Consider the following 21,018-nt stretch of genomic DNA (forward strand, 5'->3'; position numbering starts at 1 on the left):
TGCAAATTCGCCTGGACGGTCCATATTTCGCCGCTTTTTTGGGCAATAGAATGACTATTGCCCTGCAAAATCGACAAAATCTGTCCTCGCCCAGCCAAATTTTCGCTTCGATTCTTCAAGTCTGACAGGCTGCGGCGCGTCAGATAAGCGAGGGGGCTATGTGCCCCCTCTTTTTTTGCGTTGCACAAACCACAGCGCATAGACGGCCGCATTCAGAATCACCACGCCAAGCCCGAGCACAAGCTGGATCTCGCGCGTCAAATCGACCGGGTAGATCAGGGGAAGGATGTAGTGTTCGGTGAAGTCGCCGGGGTAGCCCGGCTTGCCGCTCGCCTGCCGCAGCAGGTTTTCCAGCGGCGTGAGCGGGCAGACCAACCCGGTGAATTCGATCAGCGCTCCCCAGATGGCCGCCGGCACGTGCAGCCAGGCCAGCCGGCGCCATTTCAGGGCGAGAAATCCGCCCGCGACCACGAACAGGATGAATGCGAAGTGGAGCAGGACGACCAGATCGGCAGCGATTTCCTTCAAGCCCGCCAACTTTCTAGGCTGATATGCCCAGTTCCGCGCACAGCTTGGCTACCAGCGCCCTGAGATCGCCGACCTCGGCTTCCAGTCTTGCGACGTTGGCTTTAAGCGCGGCGATTTCACCCAACGAGATATCGCCCGCGCCGGATGTTGCCGCAGCATGGCTTTCAGCGATGGCTGGCTCACCGCACAGCAGATGTGCCCAGCGGTTTTCGCGGGCGCCGGGCTGGCGCGGCAGTTCTACCGCCAGCGCGCCGGTCGGGCGCTCCGCCAGTTCGTGCAGGAATGCCTCGACCGCCGAGATGTCGGCAAACTTGTGCAAGCGCTCGCTGCAGATGCGCAGTTCTCCGGCGGTCAGCGGGCCGCGCAGCATCAAGGTGGCGAGCAGTGCGACCGATTGCGACGGCACCTGCAGCACCCGTTCGATGTTGTGGGCGTAGCGCTGCACCCGCCCGCCGCTCGTTTCGACGATCAGCGTCAACGCCTTGAGGCGATCGATCGCCGCTTGCACTTCGCTTTCGCTCGCATTGATGATCGGGTCGCGGCTGGTCTTCTGGTTGCAACCTGCAGCCAGGGCATTCAGCGTCAACGGGTAGGTGTCGGGAACGGTGTGCTGCTTCTCGACCAGAACGCCGAGCACGCGCGTTTCAAGCAGGGAGAAAACGGGCAGGCCGGGCGCTGTCATTTTAGCCACCGATTGACCTGTTGCAGGTCGTCCTCGGCCAGCGTGCCGGCGGCCGATTTCAGTCTCAGGCGGCTCAGCAGGTAGTTGTAGCGTGCCTTGTAGAGCTCGCTCTTGGTGGAATAGAGCTGCTGCTGGGCATTCAGCACGTCGACGTTGGTTCTTACCCCGACTTCCAGCCCCAGCTTGGTGGAATCCAGCGAACTTTGGCTCGATACCAGGGCCTGCTCCAGCGCCTTGACCTGGGAGATGCCGCTGGTGACGCCGAAATAGGCTTCGCGCGTCGTCAGGGCAGTCTGTCGCACCGTCTGCTCGAGGTCCTGGCGGGCTTTTTCCTGATTGGCCACGGCCTCCCGTACGCGCGAGCTGATAGCGCCGCCCTGATACAGCGGTAAGTTGAGCTGCAGGCCGATCGCCGAGGCCTTGGTGTCGTTGCCGACGCCGAAGCTGCTGCCTGTGGCACCGGTATCGCTGTAACTCGCTACCAGGTCAAGCGTGGGGTGATGTCCGCCGCGGTTGCGCGCCACTTCCTGGTTGGCGATTTCGACAGCTGCCCGCTGAATTTGCACCTGCAAGTTGTTTTGCTCAGCCGCCTCGACCCACTTGGTCATATCGGCGGGTTCCGGTCCTTGCAGCGGCATGCTGGTTGCCAGGACGGCAAGAGATTGCGGCAGTTTTCCGATGATTCTTTCCAGCGCGCGCTGTTTTAATTCCAGCGAGTTGAGAGCGGCAATCTCGCTGGCGGTGCCCAGGTCGTAACGTGCCTGCGCTTCATGGGTGTCGGTGATGGTGGCGGTGCCGACCTCGAAGTTCATCTTCGCTTGCGCCAATTGTTCCGAGATTGACTGTAATTGCGCTTTCGCCAGCGCGACGGCGTCTTGTGCCAACAGGGCGTCGAAATAAGCCTGTGCCACACGCAATATCAGATCTTGCTGCGCAGTGGTGTATTGGATTTCGGCTTGAGCACTTTGCAACTTGCCCTCTTGGTACAGCGCCCAATTCTGGGGGCGGTAGATGGGCTGGCTCAGGGACAGGGTAGCGCCGTTGGAATTGTAATCGCGCTGCCCGCCGGCAAAGGAACTGGGGCCGCGGTACTGGATGTCCGTCTTGTTCCACGTGCTGTTTGCGCTCAGGTTAACGCTTGGCAGCAATAGCGCCCGGCCCTGCGGCAGTTTTTCCTGCCCGGCCTGGTAGGCGGCTTTCGCTGATGCCAGTGCGGAGTCGCTGGTCAGCGCCTGGCTGTAAATATCCATCAGGTCGCTAGCTTCGGCGAAGGACGCGAAAGCTGCGCTGAGCAATAAGGCTGAGGCGAGTCGTTTCATTTGCAAGCCCTTAGGGAACCTCTGATTAAGTCAAACGCGGTCGCGACGTTGTTTTGCGGGTGCCATGCAAGAAGTGAGGCGCACCGTGCAGTCATTCTGCACAAGCGCCTCGCGCCGCCGCATGGCGCCCGCAAAACAACGTCCCTCCGGGTTACATCGAAAACGGGCTTGCGCCGCGTTGCGCTCCTCGGTGTCGTAGGCTCGGCTACGACCTTCGTCGCGCGCCTTGCTCAAGCCCGTTTTCGATGTAACGCGATCCGCGTTTGACTTAATCAGAGGTTCCTTAATATTTGCGCATGTTAGGGTCGGCATCCCGTGCCCAGGCCTCCACCCCGCCCTGCAGATTGTACACGTTGGCGAATCCCGCTTGCACGAGGAACAGGCCGGCACGGTAGCTGCGCACGCCATGGTGGCAGATCAGCACGATTTCCGCTTCCGGGTCCAGTTCGGCGATGCGCTCCGGTATCTTGCCCAGCGGTATCAGCAGCGAGCCCTCGATGTGACAGTACTGGAATTCCCAGGTTTCCCGCACATCCACGAGAATGGGCTGCTTGCGTGCGGGGTGTTCCAGCCATGCCTTGAGTTCGAGGGGGTGAAGCTGGATCACCGCTGCCTAGAACGAGAAGCGCTGGGGCTGGAGCGCGTTGCGCAATGGCGGCACGCAGGTCTCGAACAGGATCGTGGTGCGGCAGGCGCCGTCGCCGAGGCAGGTGATCTGTTTTCCTTCCATCACCGGGGCATCGCCTACGATGGCGAACATCCGGCCGCCCGGGTTCAGGCTGGCGAAGAACGCCTCCGGCAGAACCGGTACTGAACCGCTGAGCACGATCACGTCGTATTTTCCGTGGCGGTCCCAGCCCTGGGCCGCATCGCCTTCTTCCAGCGTGACGTTGTGCACGCCGTGGGCGTGCAGTTTCTCCGCAGCCTGCTCCTTGAATTCGGGCACGATCTCGACGCTGTATACGTGATGCGCTTCGCGCGCCAGCATGGCGGTCATGTAGCCGCTGCCGGTACCGACTTCCAGGACCTTGTCGGTTTTCTTGATGTTCAGTTCCTGGATGATGCGCGCTTCGAGTTTGGGCGTCAGCATCACCTCGCCGTGGCCGAGGGGGATTTCCATGTCGACGAAAGCCAGGTTGCGGTACGCCGCCGGCACGAAATCCTCGCGCCGCATGTCGAGCAGCATGTCGAGTACGTGCTGATCCAGTACATTCCATGGCCGGATCTGCTGTTCCACCATGTTGAATCGTGCTTGTGCGAAGTCCATACCCACTCCCAGATTGAAGGCTGTCGTTGCTTGCAATTATTCCACAATTCCAGTAGTTTCACATACCTTAAGCTGGGGGTCCTGGCGTGTGTCGAGCCGGGTGAGAAAAACCCTTTGAACCTGACGCGGATAATGCCGCCGCAGGGAAGCGTTGTTGGTCGCAATGCTCCTTGTGCTCTATTTAAGGAGTTTTCCATGAATGCCAATCCCGAATTCCTGAACCAGTCCGCCCACGTCGATGAAGCGGCGGTCAAGCCCTTGCCCAATTCGCGCAAGATTTACGTGCAGGGCTCGCGCCCGGATATCCGCGTGCCGATGCGCGAGATCAGCCAGTCCGATACGCCGGCGAACATGGGTGCGGAAAAGAACCCGCCGATCTTCGTCTACGACACTTCCGGCCCCTATACCGATCCTGCGGTGAAAATCGACATTCGCGCCGGGCTGCCCTCGGTGCGCGGTGCGTGGATCGAGGAGCGCGGCGACACCGAGGCGCTGTCAGGGCCGACTTCGGCATTCGGCCGGCAGCGGCTGACCGATCCGCAACTGGCCGAAATGCGCTTCAATCTGCAGCGCCAGCCGCGCAAGGCGAAAGCCGGCATGAACGTGACCCAGATGCACTACGCGCGCAAGGGCATCATCACGCCGGAAATGGAATATATCGCTATCCGCGAAAACCAGCGCCGCGACAATCTGCCTGAACTGTTCACCCGCCAGCATCCAGGCGAGCATTTCGGCGCCGCGATTCCGCCCGTCATCACCCCTGAGTTCGTGCGCGATGAAGTGGCGCGCGGCCGCGCCATCATTCCCGCCAACATCAACCACCCCGAGCTGGAGCCGGTGATTATCGGGCGCAACTTTCTGGTCAAGATCAACGGCAATATCGGCAATTCCGCGCTCGCCTCGTCGATCAACGACGAAGTCGAGAAAATGACCTGGGGCATCCGCTGGGGCGCGGACACCATCATGGACTTGTCGACCGGCAAGAACATCCACGAGACCCGCGAATGGATCCTGCGCAATAGCCCGGTGCCGATCGGTACCGTGCCCATTTACCAGGCGCTGGAAAAGGTGAACGGCAAGGCCGAGGACCTCAACTGGGAAATCTTCCGCGATACCCTGATCGAGCAGGCGGAGCAGGGCGTGGATTACTTCACCATCCACTCCGGCGTGCTGCTGCGTTACGTGCCGCTGACTGCCAGCCGCATGACCGGCATCGTGTCGCGCGGCGGCTCGATCATGGCCAAGTGGTGCCTGGCGCACCATAAGGAAAACTTCCTCTACACCCATTTCGAAGACATCTGCGAAATCATGAAGGCCTACGACGTGTCCTTCAGCTTGGGCGACGGTCTTCGCCCCGGTTCGATCTACGACGCCAATGATGCGGCTCAGTTCGGCGAGCTTGAAACGCTGGGTGAACTGACCCAGATCGCCTGGAAGCACGACGTGCAGACCATGATCGAAGGCCCCGGCCACGTGCCAATGCACATGATCAAGGTGAACATGGACAAGCAGCTGGAATGCTGCGGCGAGGCGCCGTTCTATACGCTCGGGCCGCTCACCACCGACATCGCGCCCGGCTACGACCACATCACCTCGGGCATCGGCGCCGCCATGATCGGCTGGTTCGGCTGCGCCATGCTGTGCTACGTCACGCCCAAGGAGCATCTCGGCTTGCCGGACAAGGATGACGTCAAGGACGGGATCATCACCTACAAGATCGCCGCCCATGCCGCCGACCTGGCCAAGGGCCACCCCGGCGCGCAGATCCGCGACAACGCGCTGTCCAAGGCGCGCTTCGAATTCCGCTGGGAGGACCAGTTCAATCTCGGCCTCGACCCCGACCGGGCACGCGAATTCCACGACGAAACCCTGCCCAAGGACTCCTCCAAGGTGGCGCATTTCTGCTCCATGTGCGGCCCGCATTTCTGTTCCATGAAGATCACCCAGGATGTGCGCGACTACGCCGCAACCCAGGGAGTCTCGGAGAACGAGGCGCTACGCAAGGGGATGGAAGAGAAGTCGGTGGAATTCGTCGCCAAGGGCGGCCAGATTTATCAGAAGAGCTAAGGAAACCGCGTGGATCTCATTTTACTGGGCAAGGCCCTCATCCTCGGTTTGGTCGAGGGCTTCACCGAGTTTCTGCCGGTGTCCAGCACCGGACATCTGATCATCGTCGGCGACCTGCTGAGCTTCAACGATGAAGTGGGCAAGGTATTCGAGATCGTCATTCAGCTGGGCGCCATCCTGGCCGTGTGCTGGGAGTACCGCGCCAGGCTGGCTCACGTGGTGCGCGGTTTGCCCAGCGACGGAGCGGCGCGCCGTTTCGTTCTCAATCTTTTTATCGCGTTTCTGCCAGCCGCCTTTCTGGGGCTGATGTTCATCAAGTCGATCAAGGCGCACCTGTTCAATCCTTTTGCCGTGGCAATCGCCTTCATCGTCGGCGCGCTGGTGATTTTCTGGGTGGAGAAGAAGGCATTTCACCCGCGCATCGACAGCGTGGATGAAATGACCTGGAAAGACGCGCTGAAAGTCGGCTTGGCACAGTGCTTCTCGTTGATCCCTGGCACCTCGCGTTCCGGGGCGACGATCATGGGAGGCATGATTTTCGGTCTGTCGCGCAAGACAGCCACCGAATTTTCCTTCTTTCTCGCCATCCCCGTCATGTTTGCCGCGACGTTCTACGACGTCTACAAGCACTGGCACCTGTTGCACGCTCATGACCTGAGCACCTTCGCGGTAGGCTTTGTCACGGCCTTTGCAAGCGCTTTCGTCGCTATCCGCGCCTTGCTGCGCTACGTTTCGCAACACAGCTTCACCGTGTTTGCCTGGTACCGCATCGTGTTCGGGGTGCTGTTGCTGATTTATTACCGCACGGAGCTGTTTCAGGCCATGTCGTAAGCCAACAGGCCGGGTTGGCCCGCCATCGGGCGCAACCCGGGTTTGCGGGATTTAGTGCAGGTTGCCCTTGACGAAGCCCGCGATGTATCCGAGCAGTTCCTCTTCCTGGTAAGGCTTGCCCAGGTATACGTTGACCCCAAGTTCCTGCGCGTAATTGCGGTGTTTCTCGGCGGTGCGCGAGGTGATCATGATGATCGGGATGCTCGCGGTCTTGGCGTTGCCGCGCACGTTCTTGGTCAGTTCGAAGCCGTCCATGCGCGGCATTTCGATATCCACCAGCATCACCTGCGGGGTGACGTCTTCCAGCGCCTGCAATGCATCCACGCCATCCTTGGCCGTCACCACCTGGTAGCCTTCGCGCGTGAGGAGCTTGCTGGTGATCTTGCGCACCGTGAGCGAGTCGTCCACGATCATGATGACCGGCAGTGCCGCTGGCAGTTGTTGCACGGCGCTCTGGAGCTGTGTGGTCGGGGACGGGGCAGCCTGACGCTGTGCGAGATGGACGGGATTCAAAATCAGCACGATCTTGCCGTTACCCAGCACGGTCGCCCCGGCCACACCCGGTACGCGGGCAAGCTGCGGGCCGATATTCTTGACCACGATTTCGCGGTTGCCGATCAGCTCGTCCACATGCACCGCCACGTGCTGCGCGCCGCTATGCAGCAGCATGATGGTGGTATAGCGTTGCACCACCGGGGTGGATTCATGGTCACCCAACAGGCGCGGGAAGTAGTGCAGGGGGTAGATATTGCCTTGCCACGTCACCTGCTGTTTCTGGTAAATCTCCGCCAGGGTGTCCGCTTTGAGTTCCTGGACCTGGTCCACCATGGTCGAGGGCAGTGCGTAAACCTGGGTGCCGGCGCGCACCAGCACCGCTTGGGTCACTGCCAGAGTGAGCGGCAGGTAGATGCTGAAGGTCGTTCCCTTGGCCGGTTCGGACGCAACCTCGATGCGGCCGCCGAGACTGGCAATTTCGTTGCGCACCACGTCCATGCCGATGCCGCGGCCGGAGACCTGGGTCACTTCGGCGGCGGTGGAAAAACCGGAGGAAAAAATCATTTCCATCAGCTGTACCGGCTCGACCTCGCTGTCCGGCGCCAGCATGCCCAGTTCGATGGCTTTATGGCGAATGCTGTCGAGATCGAGCCCGCGCCCGTCGTCGCGCAGGGTGAGCAGGATTTCGTTACCTTCCTGGCGTGCCTGCAGCTCGATAGTGCCTATTTCCTCCTTGCCGCCAGCGAGTCTGACATCCCTGCGTTCCAGGCCGTGGTCGATCGCGTTGCGCAACAGATGCTCGAACGGCGCGGTCATTTTTTCCAGCACGCTGCGGTCGAGTTCGACCTGCTCGCCGATGATTTCCAGCGTAGCGCGCTTTTCCAGCTCCTTCGAAGTCTGGCGCACGATACGGAAAAGCCGTTCGGAAATACTGGCCAGCGGCACCATGCGGGCGCGCAGCAGTTCCTGTTGCAGTTCCTTGGTCATGCGCGACTGGGCCAGCAGCGCGGCTTCGGTTTCGTCCAGGTTCTTGAGCAGGTTGTGCTGCACGCTGGCGACGTCGTTGACGCTCTCGGCCATCATGCGGGTCACTTCCTGCAGGCGCGTGAAGCGGTCGAATTCCAGCGGGTCGAATTCTTCGTGGGATTCGCGGGCGAGCGACTGGCGCGACTGCACCTGGCTTTCCGCCTGAATCTCGATTTCGCGCAGCTGGTTGCGCAGACGGTTGATGCTTTCGGTCAGATCGAGCAGCGAGCGCTTGAAGTTCTGCATTTCCCCTTCGATGCGGGAACGCGCGATACTCACCTCGCCGGCTTCGTTCACCAGTCGGTCCACCACGTCGGCGCGCACACGCAGCATGGCCTTGGTTGTCGCTTCGGGCTCTGCGGCGAGCACCGCAGCCACGACGGCGGGTTTGGCCAGGGCGGTGATTTCGGCTGGCGCTGCAACGGCTTCCACCTCGGGTTGCGGACCGTTGCGCAGTTGCTCCAGCACGTCACCCATGCGGTCGAATTCACTCTCCAGCGTGTCGAAAAGCTGCGGCGGGAGATGGCCAGACTCGATCGCGGCGAGGACCTGCGCTTCCATGTTGTGGGTCAGTTCACCCAGGCGCATGGCGCCGGCCATGCGGGCGCTGCCCTTGATGGTGTGCAGCGCACGCTGCAGGCCGTCGGAGGCATGGGTGTCGGCCGCATTGGCCCGCCAGGCGCGCAGTTGGCCGCCAACCAGCGGGAACAGGTCATGCGCTTCTTCGAGGAAAATCGGCAGCAGGTCCGTGTCAATGTCATCGCGGATGGCGCGGCGTTCACGAGATGGTTCGCTTGGAGCAGTCGCTAACTGCGGTGCCTGTTCCTGTGCTGCTTGCGGCGCGACTGCAACGACTTCTGCCGCGCTAGCGGCTTCTTCTGTGGGGGCAACGTATTCCGCGACAGCGACTTGTTCGGGTACAGACGGCAGCGGTTCGCGTTCCGCCTTGGCCTTGGCCAGCATTGCCTCCAGGGAGCGTATCAGTTGGCGGGCCGGTTTCGGCGCCTTCCTGGAGCGGATGGTATCGACCATCTTGCCCAGGGCGACGATTACATCACCCATGATCTTGAGCTGTTTGGCTGCGAGCGGTACCGGGTGCTGCAACAATTCCTGCAGCCACATTTCGAGCGGGAAGCCCAGGTCGGCAATGACCGGAAAACCTACGGTGCGGGAGATGCCGCACAGGGTGTGTGCCGCGCGCATGAAGTCATGCTGAACGGCCATTTCCGGGTACTGGATGAGATCGCCCAGATGCTGGTGCAGCGTGGCCAGATGCTGCCCGGCTTCATTGATGAATATGTTGTAGAGGGCATAGGGCAGTGTGACCGAGCCAACCGAGATTTCAAGCTCATCTTCCATGAGCGGAGCCGCCTCGGCTTCAGGCTGCGGCGGAATTTCCTCGCCCGCAACTTCTGCGACAGCCTCTTCTTCCATGAGTGTCGGCAGAATTTCGACAACGGCAACTCGTTCCGCATCGGCTGCTATTTCCTCCACCGGCTGCTCAACGCTTATTTCGGGAAGAAGTCCTGCGGCAACGATCTCTTCGCGCGCAGCCTCGGCCACGGACTCCTGGATCTCAGGCGGCGTCTCATCTTCGGCTGGCAGTTCCTGCTCGGAAGGGAGTTCGACTAGATTAATGGTTTCTTCAGCAGGATATTCCTCGGGAAGCGCACTGATTTCCATGACGGGTTCCGCCACGATTTCAGCTTCTTCCGGCTCAGGCGCTGCGGCGGCAAGAATTTCTTCTGCTGCGGGGACTTCTTCCGCGACTGCGGCGTGTTCTTCAGGGGGCGTTGCAGCGCTTGGCGCGCTGATCCCGGTTCTCAGGCGCTCGGCTTCAGCCACCAGGTCATCGGCCACGATCTTGACCGCGCCGCTGGCTTTCAGTGCCGCTACCCAGCCGAGGAAGTGCTGGTGCGCCTGACCAAGCAGGGCAAGAAGTTCAGGCGTGGCGTTTTTTTCGTCCTGTAGCCACTTGTTCATCACCTGCTCGATCGCCCAGGCAACTTCGCCCAGGTCCCACAGGCCCACCATGCGGCCGCTGCCCTTCAGCGTGTGGAAACTGCGGCGCAGCGTGGTGAGCGCTTCCCTGTCGTTGGGCTGGGCGTGGCAGAGGTCGAGATTCTCGGTCACCGTGGCGAGCACCTCATCGGCCTCTTCCAGAAAGATTTCGAGCATTTCGGCGTCGATGGTTTCGTCGGCTTCTTCGGCGAGGCGCGCCGTTTCCGCGGACGGGGCGCTGACCGCCATTTTCGGCGCGCTCAGGGCTGCGGTTGCGGCGGCCAGTTCGGTCGTCGGCGTTTCCGCCTCACCCAACAGCCGCATCGCTTCGGTGGCCTGGGATTTGAGCGTGCTGTCCGCTATCAGTTCGGCATCCTGCTGCAGGACGGAAAGCTGATTTTTCAGTTCAGCCTTGGCCTGGGCGTCGGCCGGGTTTTCCTGCCACTGCTCCAGCAGGGTTTGTGCGCGTTGCTTCTGGTCTTCCAGGCCGGCTTCGACGCTGACGGCGGCTTGTTCTTCTGGGATTTCCGCTTGCGGCGCCATGAGCGGTTCTTGAGCGGCGGGATTGATGCGGGCGAGGGCGCTGTCGACGATTTGCACCGCATCCGTGCGACCGCGCTGGATGGCCTCGACATAGAAACCGAGGCTGCTCAGTCCCTCCGCTACCTGTTCCAGTTGCTCGTGCTGAGGTTCATAGCCGGGCTGCGAAAAGCCGGTGATGAGGCGCTCGCACTCATCCAGCAGCTTGACGGCCGGTTCCAGTTCGAGAATTTTCAGCGCGCCATAGATTTGCTTGAGGAACGGCTGCAGTCCGGGCAGTTCGTCGCGTTTGGCCGTATCGCGGAAGAAAGCGTCGAGTACCTGCTCGATATATTGCAAGTTGGACTGGATTTCCTGGCCGACCTGAGCCAGCAGGAGTTTTTCCTGCGCCTTGCGCGACATTTCGTCCAGCAGCGGAATGTCGGAAACTTCGATTTCGTCCAGCCTGCCCTGCAGCGTCGCCTGCAGCCTTTTGGATTGCACTTCGGCCTGACGGGAAAACTCGTCCGTTGCACCCAAGTAGTGCTCCAGCGTGTTTTCGGCTAGCAGCAATGCGGTGGCCATTTCCATCGCCACCATTTCGTTCATGTCGGCGGGATTGGCGGAGAGGGCGGCTGCGCCATATCCGATCTGTTGCAATAGCTGGTTCAGCGGAGCATTTTCCAGAGCAGCAGCTCGGTCCACCAGGCGCTTGAGTTGAGCATGGAAACTCGCCAGGCTGTCATTGCTGCCAGAAGTGAATTTGAGCCAGGAATCCTTGGCGGGCGCGAGCAGGTCGCGCAACTCGCGTAGCAGAGGTTGCACCCGTTCCTGCTCGGTTTCTGCCGCTAGCTGTGCCGCGCTGCGGGGTACATACGCACCCAGTTCGAACATGTCCTGAATCTGTTCCACCCTGGTGTTTACCGGCGTGCTGCTGGCTACAAAATACAGTACGTCGCGCAGCAGGCGCTCCGCGACCTTGGGCGACCCTTCCGCTAGTCGGCGGATTTGCTGGTCTATGCGACCGCATAACTGTTTGAGATTGAGGCTGGTATCCAGGCCTTTGTGCAGCAGACTTTCGACCAGCCCTGTCGCGCTCCACCAGAAGGTGTGGAGTGCCGGGATGGTCTGGGTTTGTTCGATGGCGTCCAGTGCATTGCGCATGTTCTCCAGCGCTGCGCTGTCCTCGGCGTTGCGCAGGAAGCCTAGCAGGCCACGCTGGTAAAGCGCGCGTTCGACTTTGAGGAAGCCCGGCATCTCTGCGGTGGTAAGCGCTCGGGCATCTGGGTTTTTCGGTGCGCGAATAGACAAATCCGGGAAAAACAGCTCGCTTTCGCTTACTTTTTCCACGCCTCGCGCTGCGAGCAAGGCGTGATAAACGGGAAACAGGCGCAGCGGCTGGTCCGGCTGACCACTAAGCAGGTCATCCAGATACTGCGATAGCGCGGCTATTCCCTGCTTGATCAGGTCAAGATTGGCCCCGGAAATGGCGACCTCGCGCTTTTCCATCGCGCCGACCAGTTTTTCGATCGCTTCGCCGAGGCGTGCCACGCCTTCGAGTCCCACCATCTGGATGGCGCCGCTAACCTGGTGCAAGTGCGTCTGGCACTGACGGAGCGGTGTGCTGTCTGAGGCGTCGGCGGCAAATTGGGCCAGCTTCTCGCCGGCCTGATGCAGGGCTTGGTCAATTTCGCCCTTGACCCAGGTGAGCGGGCCGGTATCGAATTCAATGCTCATGTATTAAAGCACCCTTATGGCTTGCTCAGGAAAGTTTGAAGCCAGCCACCGAACCGCGCAGGTCGGTAGCCAGGGTCGCCAGTTCTCCCACGGAAATGGCGGTTTTCTTGGTGCCTTCCGTGGTCTGGATGGTGATGTTCTGGATTTCCTGCATGTTTGTGGCCACCATGCCAGCTGCATGTGCCTGGTTCTGCGTGGCGCGCGAGATGGTTTCGATCAGTTCCGCTAGGTTGCGCGACACCTGGCCGATTTCGTTCAGCGCCTGGCCCGCGGCATCGGACAGCTTGGCACCCTCCACCACACCCTGGGTGCTCTTCTCCATGGCGGATACCGCGTCCTGGGTGTCGGTCTGAATGGTTTTCACAATCTCGGAAATCTGTTTCGTCGCCTCGCCGGAACGTTCCGCCAGTCGTTGCACTTCTTCCGCCACCACCGTGAAGCCGCGTCCCGCCTCGCCTGCCGATGCGGCTTGAATCGCAGCGTTCAGGGCGAGAATGTTGGTCTGTTCGGTAATGTCGGAAATCAGTTCCACGATTTCTGAAATTTCCTGGGAGCTTTCGCCCAGGCGTTTAATACGCTTCGAGGTGTCCTGGATCTGCTCGCGAATTTCATTCATGCCGGTGATGGAATTGCGCACGGCGGTGGTGCCCTTCTCGGCGGCATCCAGGGATTGTTGCGCCACGCGGGCGGACTCCGCGGCGTTGGCGGACACCTCGTTAATCGATTGCGCCATTTGCAACACCTGGGCGGAGGTGTCTTCGATCTCCTGGGACTGCTTCTGCGCGGCTTCCAGCAGTTCGTTGGAAATGTCCTGCGCCTGGCGTGATGCGTGCGTCACCTGCTCGCTGGTTTTGTTGATTTCCGTTACCAGGCCGCGCAGCTCGTCAATGGTGTAGTTGATGGAGTCCGCGATGGCGCCGGTGATGTCTTCCGTTACCTTGGCGCGCACCGTCAGGTCGCCTTCCGCCAGGTCGCCCATTTCGTTCAGCAGTCGCAAAATGGCTTCCTGGTTGGCCTTGTTTTCGCGCTCGCTCGCCAGCGCGCGTTTTTTGGCGTCGTTCACGTTGATCATGCCGAGCATCACCAGGGCGCCGATGGCGAGGAGGCCATAAAGGAAGGAGAGCACCAGCAACCCCGCGCCGCCGGCCAGGTTTTCATAGCCGGCCACAAGCTTGCGGGCATCATCGAGCAGCACGTCCGAGTTCATGAAAATCGAACGTCCGGCCTGCTTGGAGTTCACCAGATCCTGCATGCTTTGCAGAATTTTGTCGGAGTCTCCGGAGAATTCCTTGAACGCCTCGTTAAGTTCGCTCAGTTTGTCGCGGGTATCGGGGTCCTTGACCGCGGAAAGACGGAGGTCCTCGCTGCCATTGAGGAGTCCATCCAGGATGTCGTGGAAAGTATTGGCATCCTTGCCCAGCAGGAAAGCGACTTCAGGATCGATGATGTCGGACGCGAGCAGGGTGTTGGCGTTTTTCGCCATACGCTGGGTCAGCATCACCAGTTGCGAGGCAATGGTCACTTCGCGCAGTTGCGCGCCGGATTGCGTCAGAAGACCGGCTACCTGCTCGGCCAGTTCCAGCAACTGGATATTGTTGGTGTTGATCGCGGCCACGCTGCGGTTCAGGTCCACCAGCTTCTTTTGCTGCTTGAGAATCAGGTCGATCGCGTTTTCCGAAGGCAGCCAGTTTTTATTCAATTCCTTCAGTATCGGCTGCACCGAGGAGGGCGAGGCCGGCAGGCCGTCGCCGCCGTTGATCAGTCTCTTGAGGCTCTTGTCGAAGCGCTTTTCGCTTTCGTCCAACTGCTGGAAAGACGCGGTGTTGCCCAGTGCCGCCTGCTGTGCGCTCTTGGCAATCCGCTGCGAGAGCATCTGCATTTCCGTGGAGGTGGCCACGTATTCGGCGTTGCGGCCTACACGTACGGTGTTGTAGATCAGGGTGGCAACGGCCAGGATGAGGAATATCACGAGGGTGGAAACCGTAATCAGGTATTGCCTCTCGATCGGCAGATGACCGATGATGGGGACGGTTCCCGGCTCCTTGCCCGAAAGGTTGCGCAGACCCTGCAGAATCATGGTGGTATGCAGTGGGGTTTCGGCACTGCTCCTGCCTTTGCCGGCACGTTTCCAGAACATCAGGTTTTCCACTTTGAACGCCATTGCTTTTATCTCCATCCCTCGTGTTTTCAGGTGCTGCTTTTGAGCTTGAGTTGCTCTACCGTCCTGCCTGCAGGAATCCCTGGTCGTTGACCAATGCCTGCACGTTCAATTCCTGCCACTGATGCCCTTCGCTGTCGGTGTATGCTGCGCAAACCCATGGCGCTGCGCCGGCTGGGATGTCCCTCGGTTGCAACTGGTCGGCATGGCGCAGTCCGAGCAGGCGGCTGACCAGCAGGCCGGAGTTCACCATGAATTTTGGGTGTGCCAGGACCAGACGTTTTTCGGTGCCGACCGAGACCGGTTCGCCGCCGCAGAATGCGGAAAAATCCGCCACGCTGTAGAGGTTGCCGCGCACGTTGGCCACTCCGGCGAACCAGGGTTGCGAAAGCGGTACGTGAGTGAGTTCCGGCGGAGGGATCACTTCGCCGACATCGGCCAGTTCCACCAGCCAGTATTGATCGCCTACCTGCAGTCCCAGTTTCGACGAAGGCGGCGCTTCACCCCCCTGACTCAGGGCCTGCAGTTTTGCGACCACTTCCTGGTGGAATTCACGCAGACCGATTTTGGTGCGTCGTGCCATGGGGGAGAGAATCCTTAGCCGAGTGCCGCGATTTTATTGAGCAGTTCAGCCTGGTCCACCGGTTTGGTGACGTAGTCCTTTGCGCCTTGTCGCATTGCCCATACCTTGTCGGTTTCCTGCCCCTTGGTGGTGCACATGATGACGGGAATGTGCTTGGTCTCTTCGTCCTTGGTGATGGCGCGGGTGGCCTGAAAGCCATTGAGGCCGGGCATCACCACGTCCATGATGATCAGGTCGGGTTTTTCCTGTTTGGCCTTGACCATGGCTTCTTCGCCATTTTCCGCTAGCACCACCTGATAGCCCTGCTTGCTGAGCAGGCTGTTGAGAAAGTGGCGTTCGGTGGGGGAGTCATCGACGAGCAGAATTTTATGGATTGCCATGAGTAACCTCTGTGCGTGATTTATGCGCCGCTTCGGGCGGTTGTGTGTTTGCGGACGGCTTCCAGCAGACTGTCCTTGGTGAAGGGCTTGGTGAGGTATTCGTCCGAGCCGACCATCCTGCCTCGTGCACGGTCGAACAGCCCGTCCTTGCTGGAGAGCATGATGACGGGCGTGTGCTTGAAGCGGGGGTTTTTCTTGATCAGCATTGTGGTTTGATAGCCGTCGAGACGTGGCATCATGATGTCGACGAAGATGATGTCGGGCTGGTAGTCGGTAATCTTGGCCATGGCGTCGAAGCCGTCTTCAGCCAGAATGACTTCGCAACCGGATTTCAACAGGAAGATTTCGGCGCTGCGGCGGATGGTATTGCTGTCGTCAATCACCATTACTTTGGTGCCGGTCAAATTATTTTCCTCGCTCACTCATCCTCCCAAGTTCCGTGTTCGAAGCCTTCTCAGCCATAGCTGCATGCCATTGTATAGAAAAACCCCGGCAGGTAAAGCACTTCTGGTCTTAATTAAAGCTCTTCAGGTCCTAATATGAACATCATTAAAAGGACACGCGTGACGGTGATTTGAGCGAATTGCCGCCTTCGGCAATTATGCTATGATGCCGCGAAGAATTTATTGTTAATAAATAAGGGCGATATGGCTATGTTACGCAAGTTGCTGACCCTGATTTTCTTGCTGGTAGCCATCACCCCGGCGGCCATGGCGGGTGTTACCTCCGTTGGCTCCAGTGTGCTGGAACCTTTCCTGAAACAGTGGGCGGCCAAAATTGGCGGCGACATCAACATTTCGAGTCCCGGTACCAGCACTGCGCCCAAGGCTCTGATTTCCGGCAAGGCCGACCTGGCGGCGATGAACCGTGAAATGACCAACGACGAAAGTGAAGCTTTCATCCGGGTACACGGCTATTACCCTACCGCCATCCCGGTGGCGATCGAGGCGGTAGCCGTGTATGCGCACCCCGGCAATCCGATCAAAGGCCTGGAATATAAGCAGCTCGACAGCCTTTTTTCCGCCAGCCACGGTTGCGGCTGGAGCGAAAGCATTGCCACCTGGGGGCAACTGGGGTTGCCGACGCCCTGGGACAAGCAATCCATCGTGTTGCTCGGACACAACAACAAATCTCCAGTGCGCGACTTCTTCAGCAAAGCGGTGCTGTGCCATGACGACTTCAAGCCCAATATCGAAGAATTGAGCCACGAACAGTTGCTGGCCAAGGTGGCGCAGAACAAGGACGCGCTCGGATATGGACGCTATCAGCCGAACAGCGGACTGAAAATGGTGCCGCTGAAAAAAGGCGCGGGCGACTTCGTTCCGCTGACGGTGGCGAACCTCTACAACAAGAGTTACCGCCTGCAGCACTTTCTCTTCCTTTATATCGACAAGCCACATGGCAAACCGGTTTCTCCCGCCGTGATGGATTTTCTCAAGACAGGCTTGTCAAAGGAAGGTCAGGCTGCGGTGGCTGAAGCAGGGTATGTGCCCCTCCCGGATGAATTGGTCCAGCGCCAGTTGAGCAAACTGAAATAAAACCACGCAAACTGCCGTAGCGGCACCCCGCTCCGGCGGGAAGCTTTTACGGATGCCGCATCATCATGTCTGATTCGCCCCCTATCGTTCTCACTTTTGCCGCTGCCGACCCCACTGGTGGCGCCGGTTTGCAGGCCGACCTGCTGACTTTGTCGAGCATGGGCTGCCACGCCTTGACCGTTATAACTGCCGTCACGGTGCAGGACACCGTGGGGGTGGAAGACGTGCATGCACTCGATGCCGAACTGGTCGCGGCACAGGCCCGCGCCGTGCTGGAAGACATGCCGGTCGCGGCGTTCAAGATCGGCATGCTGGGCAGCGTGGAAATCATCGCGGCGATTGCCGAAATCGTAGCGGATTATCCCGACGTGCCACTCATTCTCGATCCCGTGCTGGCTTCCGGGCGCGGCGACGAACTTGCTTCGGAAGAGATGCTGGAGGCCATGCTGGACATGCTCATCCCGCAGACCACCATCATCACGCCCAACAGCCTGGAGGCACGTCGCCTTGCCCAGTACGACAGCGATGAAGAACTCGACCTGACCGGCTGTGCGCGGCGCCTGATCGAATTCGGTTGCGAATACGTGCTGGTCACGGGCACTCACGAAAATACGCCCCAGGTGGTCAATGTCCTGCACGGCCAGGAAGGGGTGCTGCGTTCCGACGCCTGGCAGCGACTGCCCGGCAGCTACCATGGCTCAGGCTGTACGCTGGCCTCGGCGCTGGCCGCTTCAATTGCTCATGGTCTGGACGTGACCGAAGCGGTGCGCGAGGCTCAGGAATATACCTGGCAAACGCTGAAAGCCGGCTTCCGCCCCGGCATGGGACAATATATTCCTGACCGCTTGTTCTGGGCGCGGGAGGAAGAGGTCGCCGGGGATGATTAGCGGGCTCTATGCCATTACCCCCGAGCAGCCGGATACGGAGCGCTTGCTGCAACAGGTGCGCGCCGCCCTGGCGGGAGGCGCGGCGGCGGTGCAGTACCGCAGCAAGAGCGGCGACGTCGCCCTGCTGCATGAACAAGCCAGCGAACTGCTGACCCTGTGCCATGCCTTCGATGTGTCGTTGATCGTCAACGATAGCCTCCGCCTGGCCGACCTGACCGGTGCCGACGGCGTGCACCTGGGGCGCGAGGACGGCTCCCTGCGCCAGGCGCGCATCGTGCTGGGCGCGGAAAAGACCATCGGCGTGTCTTGCTACAATGATCTGGAACTGGCGCTTGCGGCGGAAGCCGGGGGCGCGGATTATGTCGCTTTCGGCAGCTTTTTTCCCTCCGTGACGAAACCCGGGGCGGTGCCTGCATCGCTAGAGCTGTTGCGGGAAGCACGCAGATTGCTGCACGTGCCGATCGTGGCCATTGGCGGTATTACGGTAGAAAATGCACCTGCCCTGATCGAGGCCGGTGCAAATGCGATAGCAGTGATATCTGGCTTGTTCGATGCGCCGGATATCGAGCTGGCGGCACGACAATATTCTCAACTTTTCAGCCGCCCGGCTTCGCCTGGGCGCTGGCTGCATTAGGACTCTTATGACTTCACGTAACCAGGCTTTATTCGAACAATCCCAACAGCTCATTCCCGGCGGCGTGAACTCCCCGGTGCGCGCCTTCGGCTCGGTCGGCGGTACGCCGGTGTTCTTCAAGCGCGGCAAGGGCCCCATCCTGTGGGACGAGGATAACAAACCCTACATCGACTATGTCGGTTCCTGGGGGCCGGCGATCCTCGGCCACGCCTACCCGAAAGTGGTCAAGGCGGTGCAGGAAGCCGCTGCGCGCGGCCTGAGCTTCGGTGCGCCCACCGCGCGCGAACTGGAAATGGCCGAACTGCTGTGCAAGCTGGTGCCTTCCATGGAGCAGGTGCGCCTGGTGAGTTCCGGCACCGAGGCCACCATGAGCGCCATCCGTCTGGCGCGCGGTTTTACCGGGCGGAGCAAAATCATCAAGTTCGAGGGCTGTTACCACGGCCACGCCGATTTCCTGCTGGTGAAGGCCGGCTCCGGTGCGCTGACTTTCGGTAACCCCAGTTCGGCCGGCGTTCCCGCTGAAGTCGCAGCGCAAACCCTGGTGCTGGACTATAACGATGTCGCAGGATTGACCGAGACCTTCAAGAGCATCGGCAGCGAGATCGCTGCCGTGATCGTCGAGCCGGTCGCCGGCAACATGAACCTGATTGCGCCCAAGCCGGAATTTCTCCAAGCCATGCGCGACCTGTGCACGCAGCACGGCAGCGTGCTGATTTTCGATGAAGTGATGACCGGCTTCCGCGTCGGGCTGGGCTGTGCACAGGGGCTCTACGGCATCAAGCCGGATCTCACTACCTTGGGCAAAGTGATCGGCGGCGGGATGCCGGTCGGTGCCTTCGGCGGGCGTCGCGACATCATGGAAAAACTCGCGCCGCTCGGGCCGGTCTACCAGGCCGGCACCCTGTCCGGCAACCCGGTGGCGGTGGCGGCGGGACTTGCCACCTTGAAATTGCTGCAAGCGCCCGAATTTTATGAGAAGTTAAGCAGCATGACGCGCAAGCTCACCGACGGACTGACCTCCGTGGCGAAGGAAATGGGCATTACTTTCTGCGCGCAATCGGTGGGCGGCATGTTCGGCCTGTACTTCAGCGCCAAGGCGCCGACCAGCTACGCCGAAGTGATGCAGTGCGACAAGGAGAAGTTCAACACCTTCTTCCATGCCATGCTTGACGAGGGGGTGTACCTTGCGCCTTCCGCGTTCGAGGCCGGATTCGTGTCTGCCGCTCATGGCGATGCGGAGATTACCGCAACGCTGGAAGCCGCGCGGCGCGCTTTTGCCAAAGTAAAATAGTTCAGGAAACATTTTAATGCGCCCCGCGCAATTGATGACGATATTAGACCGGGAATTCACCAGTGCCAGCGAAGGCACGCACACCCCGGTGATGCTGTGGGGGCCGCCCGGCGTGGGCAAGTCCGAGATCATTGCCCAGGTTGCCGCGCGCCACGGTGCGCCGGTGGTGGACATCCGCCTGTCGCAGATGGAACCCTCCGACCTGCGCGGCATACCCTTCCGCGTCGGCGACCACGTGGAATGGGCCGTGCCGGCGATGTTGCCCGATGCCGAGCGCCACGGACCGGCCGGGGTGCTGTTCCTCGACGAGATCACCTCGGCGCCGCCGAGTGTCTCGGCCGCAGCATACCAGCTGATTCTCGACCGCCGCCTGGGCAATTACCAGGTGCCGCAGGGCTGGGCCATTTTTGCCGCAGGCAACCGCCAGGGCGACCGCGGCGTGACCTATACCATGCCCGCGCCGCTGGCCAACCGTTTCTCCCATTTCGAAGTGGAAGCCAATCTCGACGACTGGGTGGCCTGGGCCTACGCCAGCGGCATCGACGAGCGCCTGATTGCGTTCCTGCGTTTCCGTCCCGAGTTGTTGTTCGATTTCGACCCGGCCCACAACCCGGTGGCCTTCCCTTCACCTCGGTCGTGGGAATTCGCCCACCGCGCCTTGCAGAAGTTCGGCGACATGCCGGATCTGCTGCTGGGTTCGTTGCAGGCCTGTGTCGGCCCCGCTGCCGGGCTGGAGTTGCACGCCTTCGTGGACAACCTGGGAAAAATGCCGGATATCGACGCCATCGTGCGCGGCGAGGCAGCCGAAGTGCCGCATGAGGTGGATTTGCAGTATGCCGTGGCTTCCGCGCTGGTCGGCAGGGCGATCCGCGTCAAGGGCAGCCCGGACGCGCTGGTGGTGCATGGCCATATCCTCGATTACGCCGGGCGTTTCCCGCTGCGCGAAATGGGCATCATGCTGGTGTCCGACATGCACCGCGCGGTCGGGCAGCAACTGTTCAAGGTGCCGCAATTCTCCAACTGGGCGAACGCGGTGGCCGACATCATGCTGTACGAGATGTGATCCGGCGGTTTG

General features: G+C 60.5%; 18 protein-coding genes and 1 riboswitch. Of the genes, 7 read left to right on the forward strand and 11 right to left on the reverse strand.

The features are described from left to right. Window positions 1-156: 156 nt before the first annotated feature. Genes SKTS_RS01140 through SKTS_RS01165 form a run of 6 tightly spaced genes read right to left on the reverse strand, consistent with a single transcriptional unit; the run spans window position 157 to window position 3,796 of the window. Window positions 157-528 (reverse strand): DUF2784 domain-containing protein, encoded by a 372-nt coding sequence (locus tag SKTS_RS01140; protein ID WP_173059122.1) that lies wholly within the window; start codon window positions 526-528, stop codon window positions 157-159. A gap of 13 nt (window positions 529-541) precedes the next feature. Then, a complete protein-coding gene (locus SKTS_RS01145) occupies window positions 542-1,210 on the reverse strand; it encodes a YceH family protein (protein WP_173059125.1) in 669 nt (222 codons plus the stop codon). Beyond that, entirely contained in the window at window positions 1,207-2,529 is a 1,323-nt protein-coding gene (locus tag SKTS_RS01150; protein WP_173059128.1) for a TolC family outer membrane protein, read from the reverse strand. Before SKTS_RS01150 ends, SKTS_RS01145 begins: the two co-directional genes overlap by 4 nt. 30 nt (window positions 2,530-2,559) lie before the next feature. Then, on the reverse strand, window positions 2,560-2,763 hold the full coding sequence (locus SKTS_RS01155; protein WP_173059131.1) for a hypothetical protein: 204 nt from the start codon (window positions 2,761-2,763) through the stop codon (window positions 2,560-2,562). A gap of 49 nt (window positions 2,764-2,812) precedes the next feature. After that, window positions 2,813-3,136 (reverse strand): rhodanese-like domain-containing protein, encoded by a 324-nt coding sequence (locus tag SKTS_RS01160; RefSeq protein ID WP_173059134.1) that lies wholly within the window; start codon window positions 3,134-3,136, stop codon window positions 2,813-2,815. A 6-nt stretch (window positions 3,137-3,142) separates the two neighbouring features. Next, window positions 3,143-3,796, reverse strand: coding sequence for a protein-L-isoaspartate O-methyltransferase family protein (locus SKTS_RS01165; RefSeq protein ID WP_173059137.1), 654 nt, complete (start codon window positions 3,794-3,796; stop codon window positions 3,143-3,145). Between the two features lie 64 nt (window positions 3,797-3,860). Continuing rightward, window positions 3,861-3,960: riboswitch (TPP riboswitch) on the forward strand. A gap of 31 nt (window positions 3,961-3,991) precedes the next feature. Between SKTS_RS01165 and thiC the strand changes: the two genes are divergently transcribed. Then, a complete protein-coding gene (gene thiC, locus SKTS_RS01170; protein ID WP_173059140.1) occupies window positions 3,992-5,863 on the forward strand; it encodes a phosphomethylpyrimidine synthase ThiC in 1,872 nt (623 codons plus the stop codon). Between the two features lie 9 nt (window positions 5,864-5,872). Next, window positions 5,873-6,694, forward strand: a complete 822-nt coding sequence (locus SKTS_RS01175) for an undecaprenyl-diphosphate phosphatase (protein ID WP_173059143.1) — start codon at window positions 5,873-5,875, stop codon at window positions 6,692-6,694. 51 nt (window positions 6,695-6,745) lie between these two features. Here SKTS_RS01175 and SKTS_RS01180 read toward each other — a convergent pair whose 3' ends face one another. From SKTS_RS01180 to pilG, 5 genes are read right to left on the reverse strand one after another with little or no spacing between them, the layout of a single operon-like run. Next, entirely contained in the window at window positions 6,746-12,472 is a 5,727-nt protein-coding gene (locus tag SKTS_RS01180) for an Hpt domain-containing protein (protein WP_173059146.1), read from the reverse strand. Window positions 12,473-12,497: 25 nt separating this feature from the next. Beyond that, window positions 12,498-14,633, reverse strand: a complete 2,136-nt coding sequence (locus SKTS_RS01185; protein WP_173059149.1) for a methyl-accepting chemotaxis protein — start codon at window positions 14,631-14,633, stop codon at window positions 12,498-12,500. Window positions 14,634-14,688: 55 nt separating this feature from the next. Continuing rightward, window positions 14,689-15,213, reverse strand: coding sequence for a chemotaxis protein CheW (locus tag SKTS_RS01190; protein ID WP_173059152.1), 525 nt, complete (start codon window positions 15,211-15,213; stop codon window positions 14,689-14,691). A gap of 14 nt (window positions 15,214-15,227) precedes the next feature. Then, on the reverse strand, window positions 15,228-15,593 hold the full coding sequence (locus SKTS_RS01195) for a response regulator transcription factor (protein WP_173059155.1): 366 nt from the start codon (window positions 15,591-15,593) through the stop codon (window positions 15,228-15,230). 20 nt (window positions 15,594-15,613) lie between these two features. Continuing rightward, complete coding sequence (gene pilG / locus SKTS_RS01200) at window positions 15,614-15,979, reverse strand: twitching motility response regulator PilG (protein ID WP_173068798.1); 366 nt, start codon at window positions 15,977-15,979, stop codon at window positions 15,614-15,616. Window positions 15,980-16,246: 267 nt separating this feature from the next. Here pilG and SKTS_RS01205 point away from each other — a divergent pair, with 267 nt between their 5' ends. From SKTS_RS01205 to SKTS_RS01225, 5 genes are all read left to right on the forward strand, one after another. Next, window positions 16,247-17,131, forward strand: coding sequence for a PstS family phosphate ABC transporter substrate-binding protein (locus SKTS_RS01205; RefSeq protein WP_173059158.1), 885 nt, complete (start codon window positions 16,247-16,249; stop codon window positions 17,129-17,131). Window positions 17,132-17,196: 65 nt separating this feature from the next. Then, the gene (gene thiD, locus SKTS_RS01210) at window positions 17,197-18,018 is read left to right on the forward strand and encodes a bifunctional hydroxymethylpyrimidine kinase/phosphomethylpyrimidine kinase (RefSeq protein ID WP_173059161.1); all 822 of its coding nucleotides are present in this window, start codon (window positions 17,197-17,199) and stop codon (window positions 18,016-18,018) included. Further along, the gene (thiE, locus tag SKTS_RS01215) at window positions 18,011-18,652 is read left to right on the forward strand and encodes a thiamine phosphate synthase (protein ID WP_173059164.1); all 642 of its coding nucleotides are present in this window, start codon (window positions 18,011-18,013) and stop codon (window positions 18,650-18,652) included. Before thiD ends, thiE begins: the two co-directional genes overlap by 8 nt. 7 nt (window positions 18,653-18,659) lie before the next feature. Next, window positions 18,660-19,943, forward strand: a complete 1,284-nt coding sequence (gene hemL / locus SKTS_RS01220; RefSeq protein ID WP_173059167.1) for a glutamate-1-semialdehyde 2,1-aminomutase — start codon at window positions 18,660-18,662, stop codon at window positions 19,941-19,943. 34 nt (window positions 19,944-19,977) lie between these two features. Further along, window positions 19,978-21,006 carry an AAA family ATPase gene (locus tag SKTS_RS01225; RefSeq protein ID WP_244617408.1) on the forward strand — a complete coding sequence of 343 codons (1,029 nt, stop codon included), beginning with the start codon at window positions 19,978-19,980 and terminating at the stop codon, window positions 21,004-21,006. Window positions 21,007-21,018: the final 12 nt, after the last annotated feature.

Source organism: Sulfurimicrobium lacus (genome assembly GCF_011764585.1).
In the GTDB taxonomy this organism is placed as follows: Bacteria; Pseudomonadota; Gammaproteobacteria; order Burkholderiales; family Sulfuricellaceae; genus Sulfurimicrobium; species Sulfurimicrobium lacus.

What these genes read in the sequence shown, in the direction of transcription:
- hemL (WP_173059167.1), top strand. Translation starts at nt 18,660, where the DNA reads ATGACTTCACGTAACCAGGCTTTATTCGAACAATCCCAACAGCTCATT.
- SKTS_RS01185 (WP_173059149.1), bottom strand. Translation starts at nt 14,633, where the DNA reads ATGGCGTTCAAAGTGGAAAACCTGATGTTCTGGAAACGTGCCGGCAAA.
- SKTS_RS01165 (WP_173059137.1), bottom strand. Translation starts at nt 3,796, where the DNA reads ATGGACTTCGCACAAGCACGATTCAACATGGTGGAACAGCAGATCCGG.
- SKTS_RS01150 (WP_173059128.1), bottom strand. Translation starts at nt 2,529, where the DNA reads ATGAAACGACTCGCCTCAGCCTTATTGCTCAGCGCAGCTTTCGCGTCC.
- thiC (WP_173059140.1), top strand. Translation starts at nt 3,992, where the DNA reads ATGAATGCCAATCCCGAATTCCTGAACCAGTCCGCCCACGTCGATGAA.
- SKTS_RS01180 (WP_173059146.1), bottom strand. Translation starts at nt 12,472, where the DNA reads ATGAGCATTGAATTCGATACCGGCCCGCTCACCTGGGTCAAGGGCGAA.
- thiD (WP_173059161.1), top strand. Translation starts at nt 17,197, where the DNA reads ATGTCTGATTCGCCCCCTATCGTTCTCACTTTTGCCGCTGCCGACCCC.
- SKTS_RS01145 (WP_173059125.1), bottom strand. Translation starts at nt 1,210, where the DNA reads ATGACAGCGCCCGGCCTGCCCGTTTTCTCCCTGCTTGAAACGCGCGTG.
- pilG (WP_173068798.1), bottom strand. Translation starts at nt 15,979, where the DNA reads ATGGTGATTGACGACAGCAATACCATCCGCCGCAGCGCCGAAATCTTC.
- SKTS_RS01225 (WP_244617408.1), top strand. Translation starts at nt 19,978, where the DNA reads ATGACGATATTAGACCGGGAATTCACCAGTGCCAGCGAAGGCACGCAC.
- SKTS_RS01195 (WP_173059155.1), bottom strand. Translation starts at nt 15,593, where the DNA reads ATGGCAATCCATAAAATTCTGCTCGTCGATGACTCCCCCACCGAACGC.
- SKTS_RS01190 (WP_173059152.1), bottom strand. Translation starts at nt 15,213, where the DNA reads ATGGCACGACGCACCAAAATCGGTCTGCGTGAATTCCACCAGGAAGTG.
- thiE (WP_173059164.1), top strand. Translation starts at nt 18,011, where the DNA reads ATGATTAGCGGGCTCTATGCCATTACCCCCGAGCAGCCGGATACGGAG.
- SKTS_RS01205 (WP_173059158.1), top strand. Translation starts at nt 16,247, where the DNA reads ATGTTACGCAAGTTGCTGACCCTGATTTTCTTGCTGGTAGCCATCACC.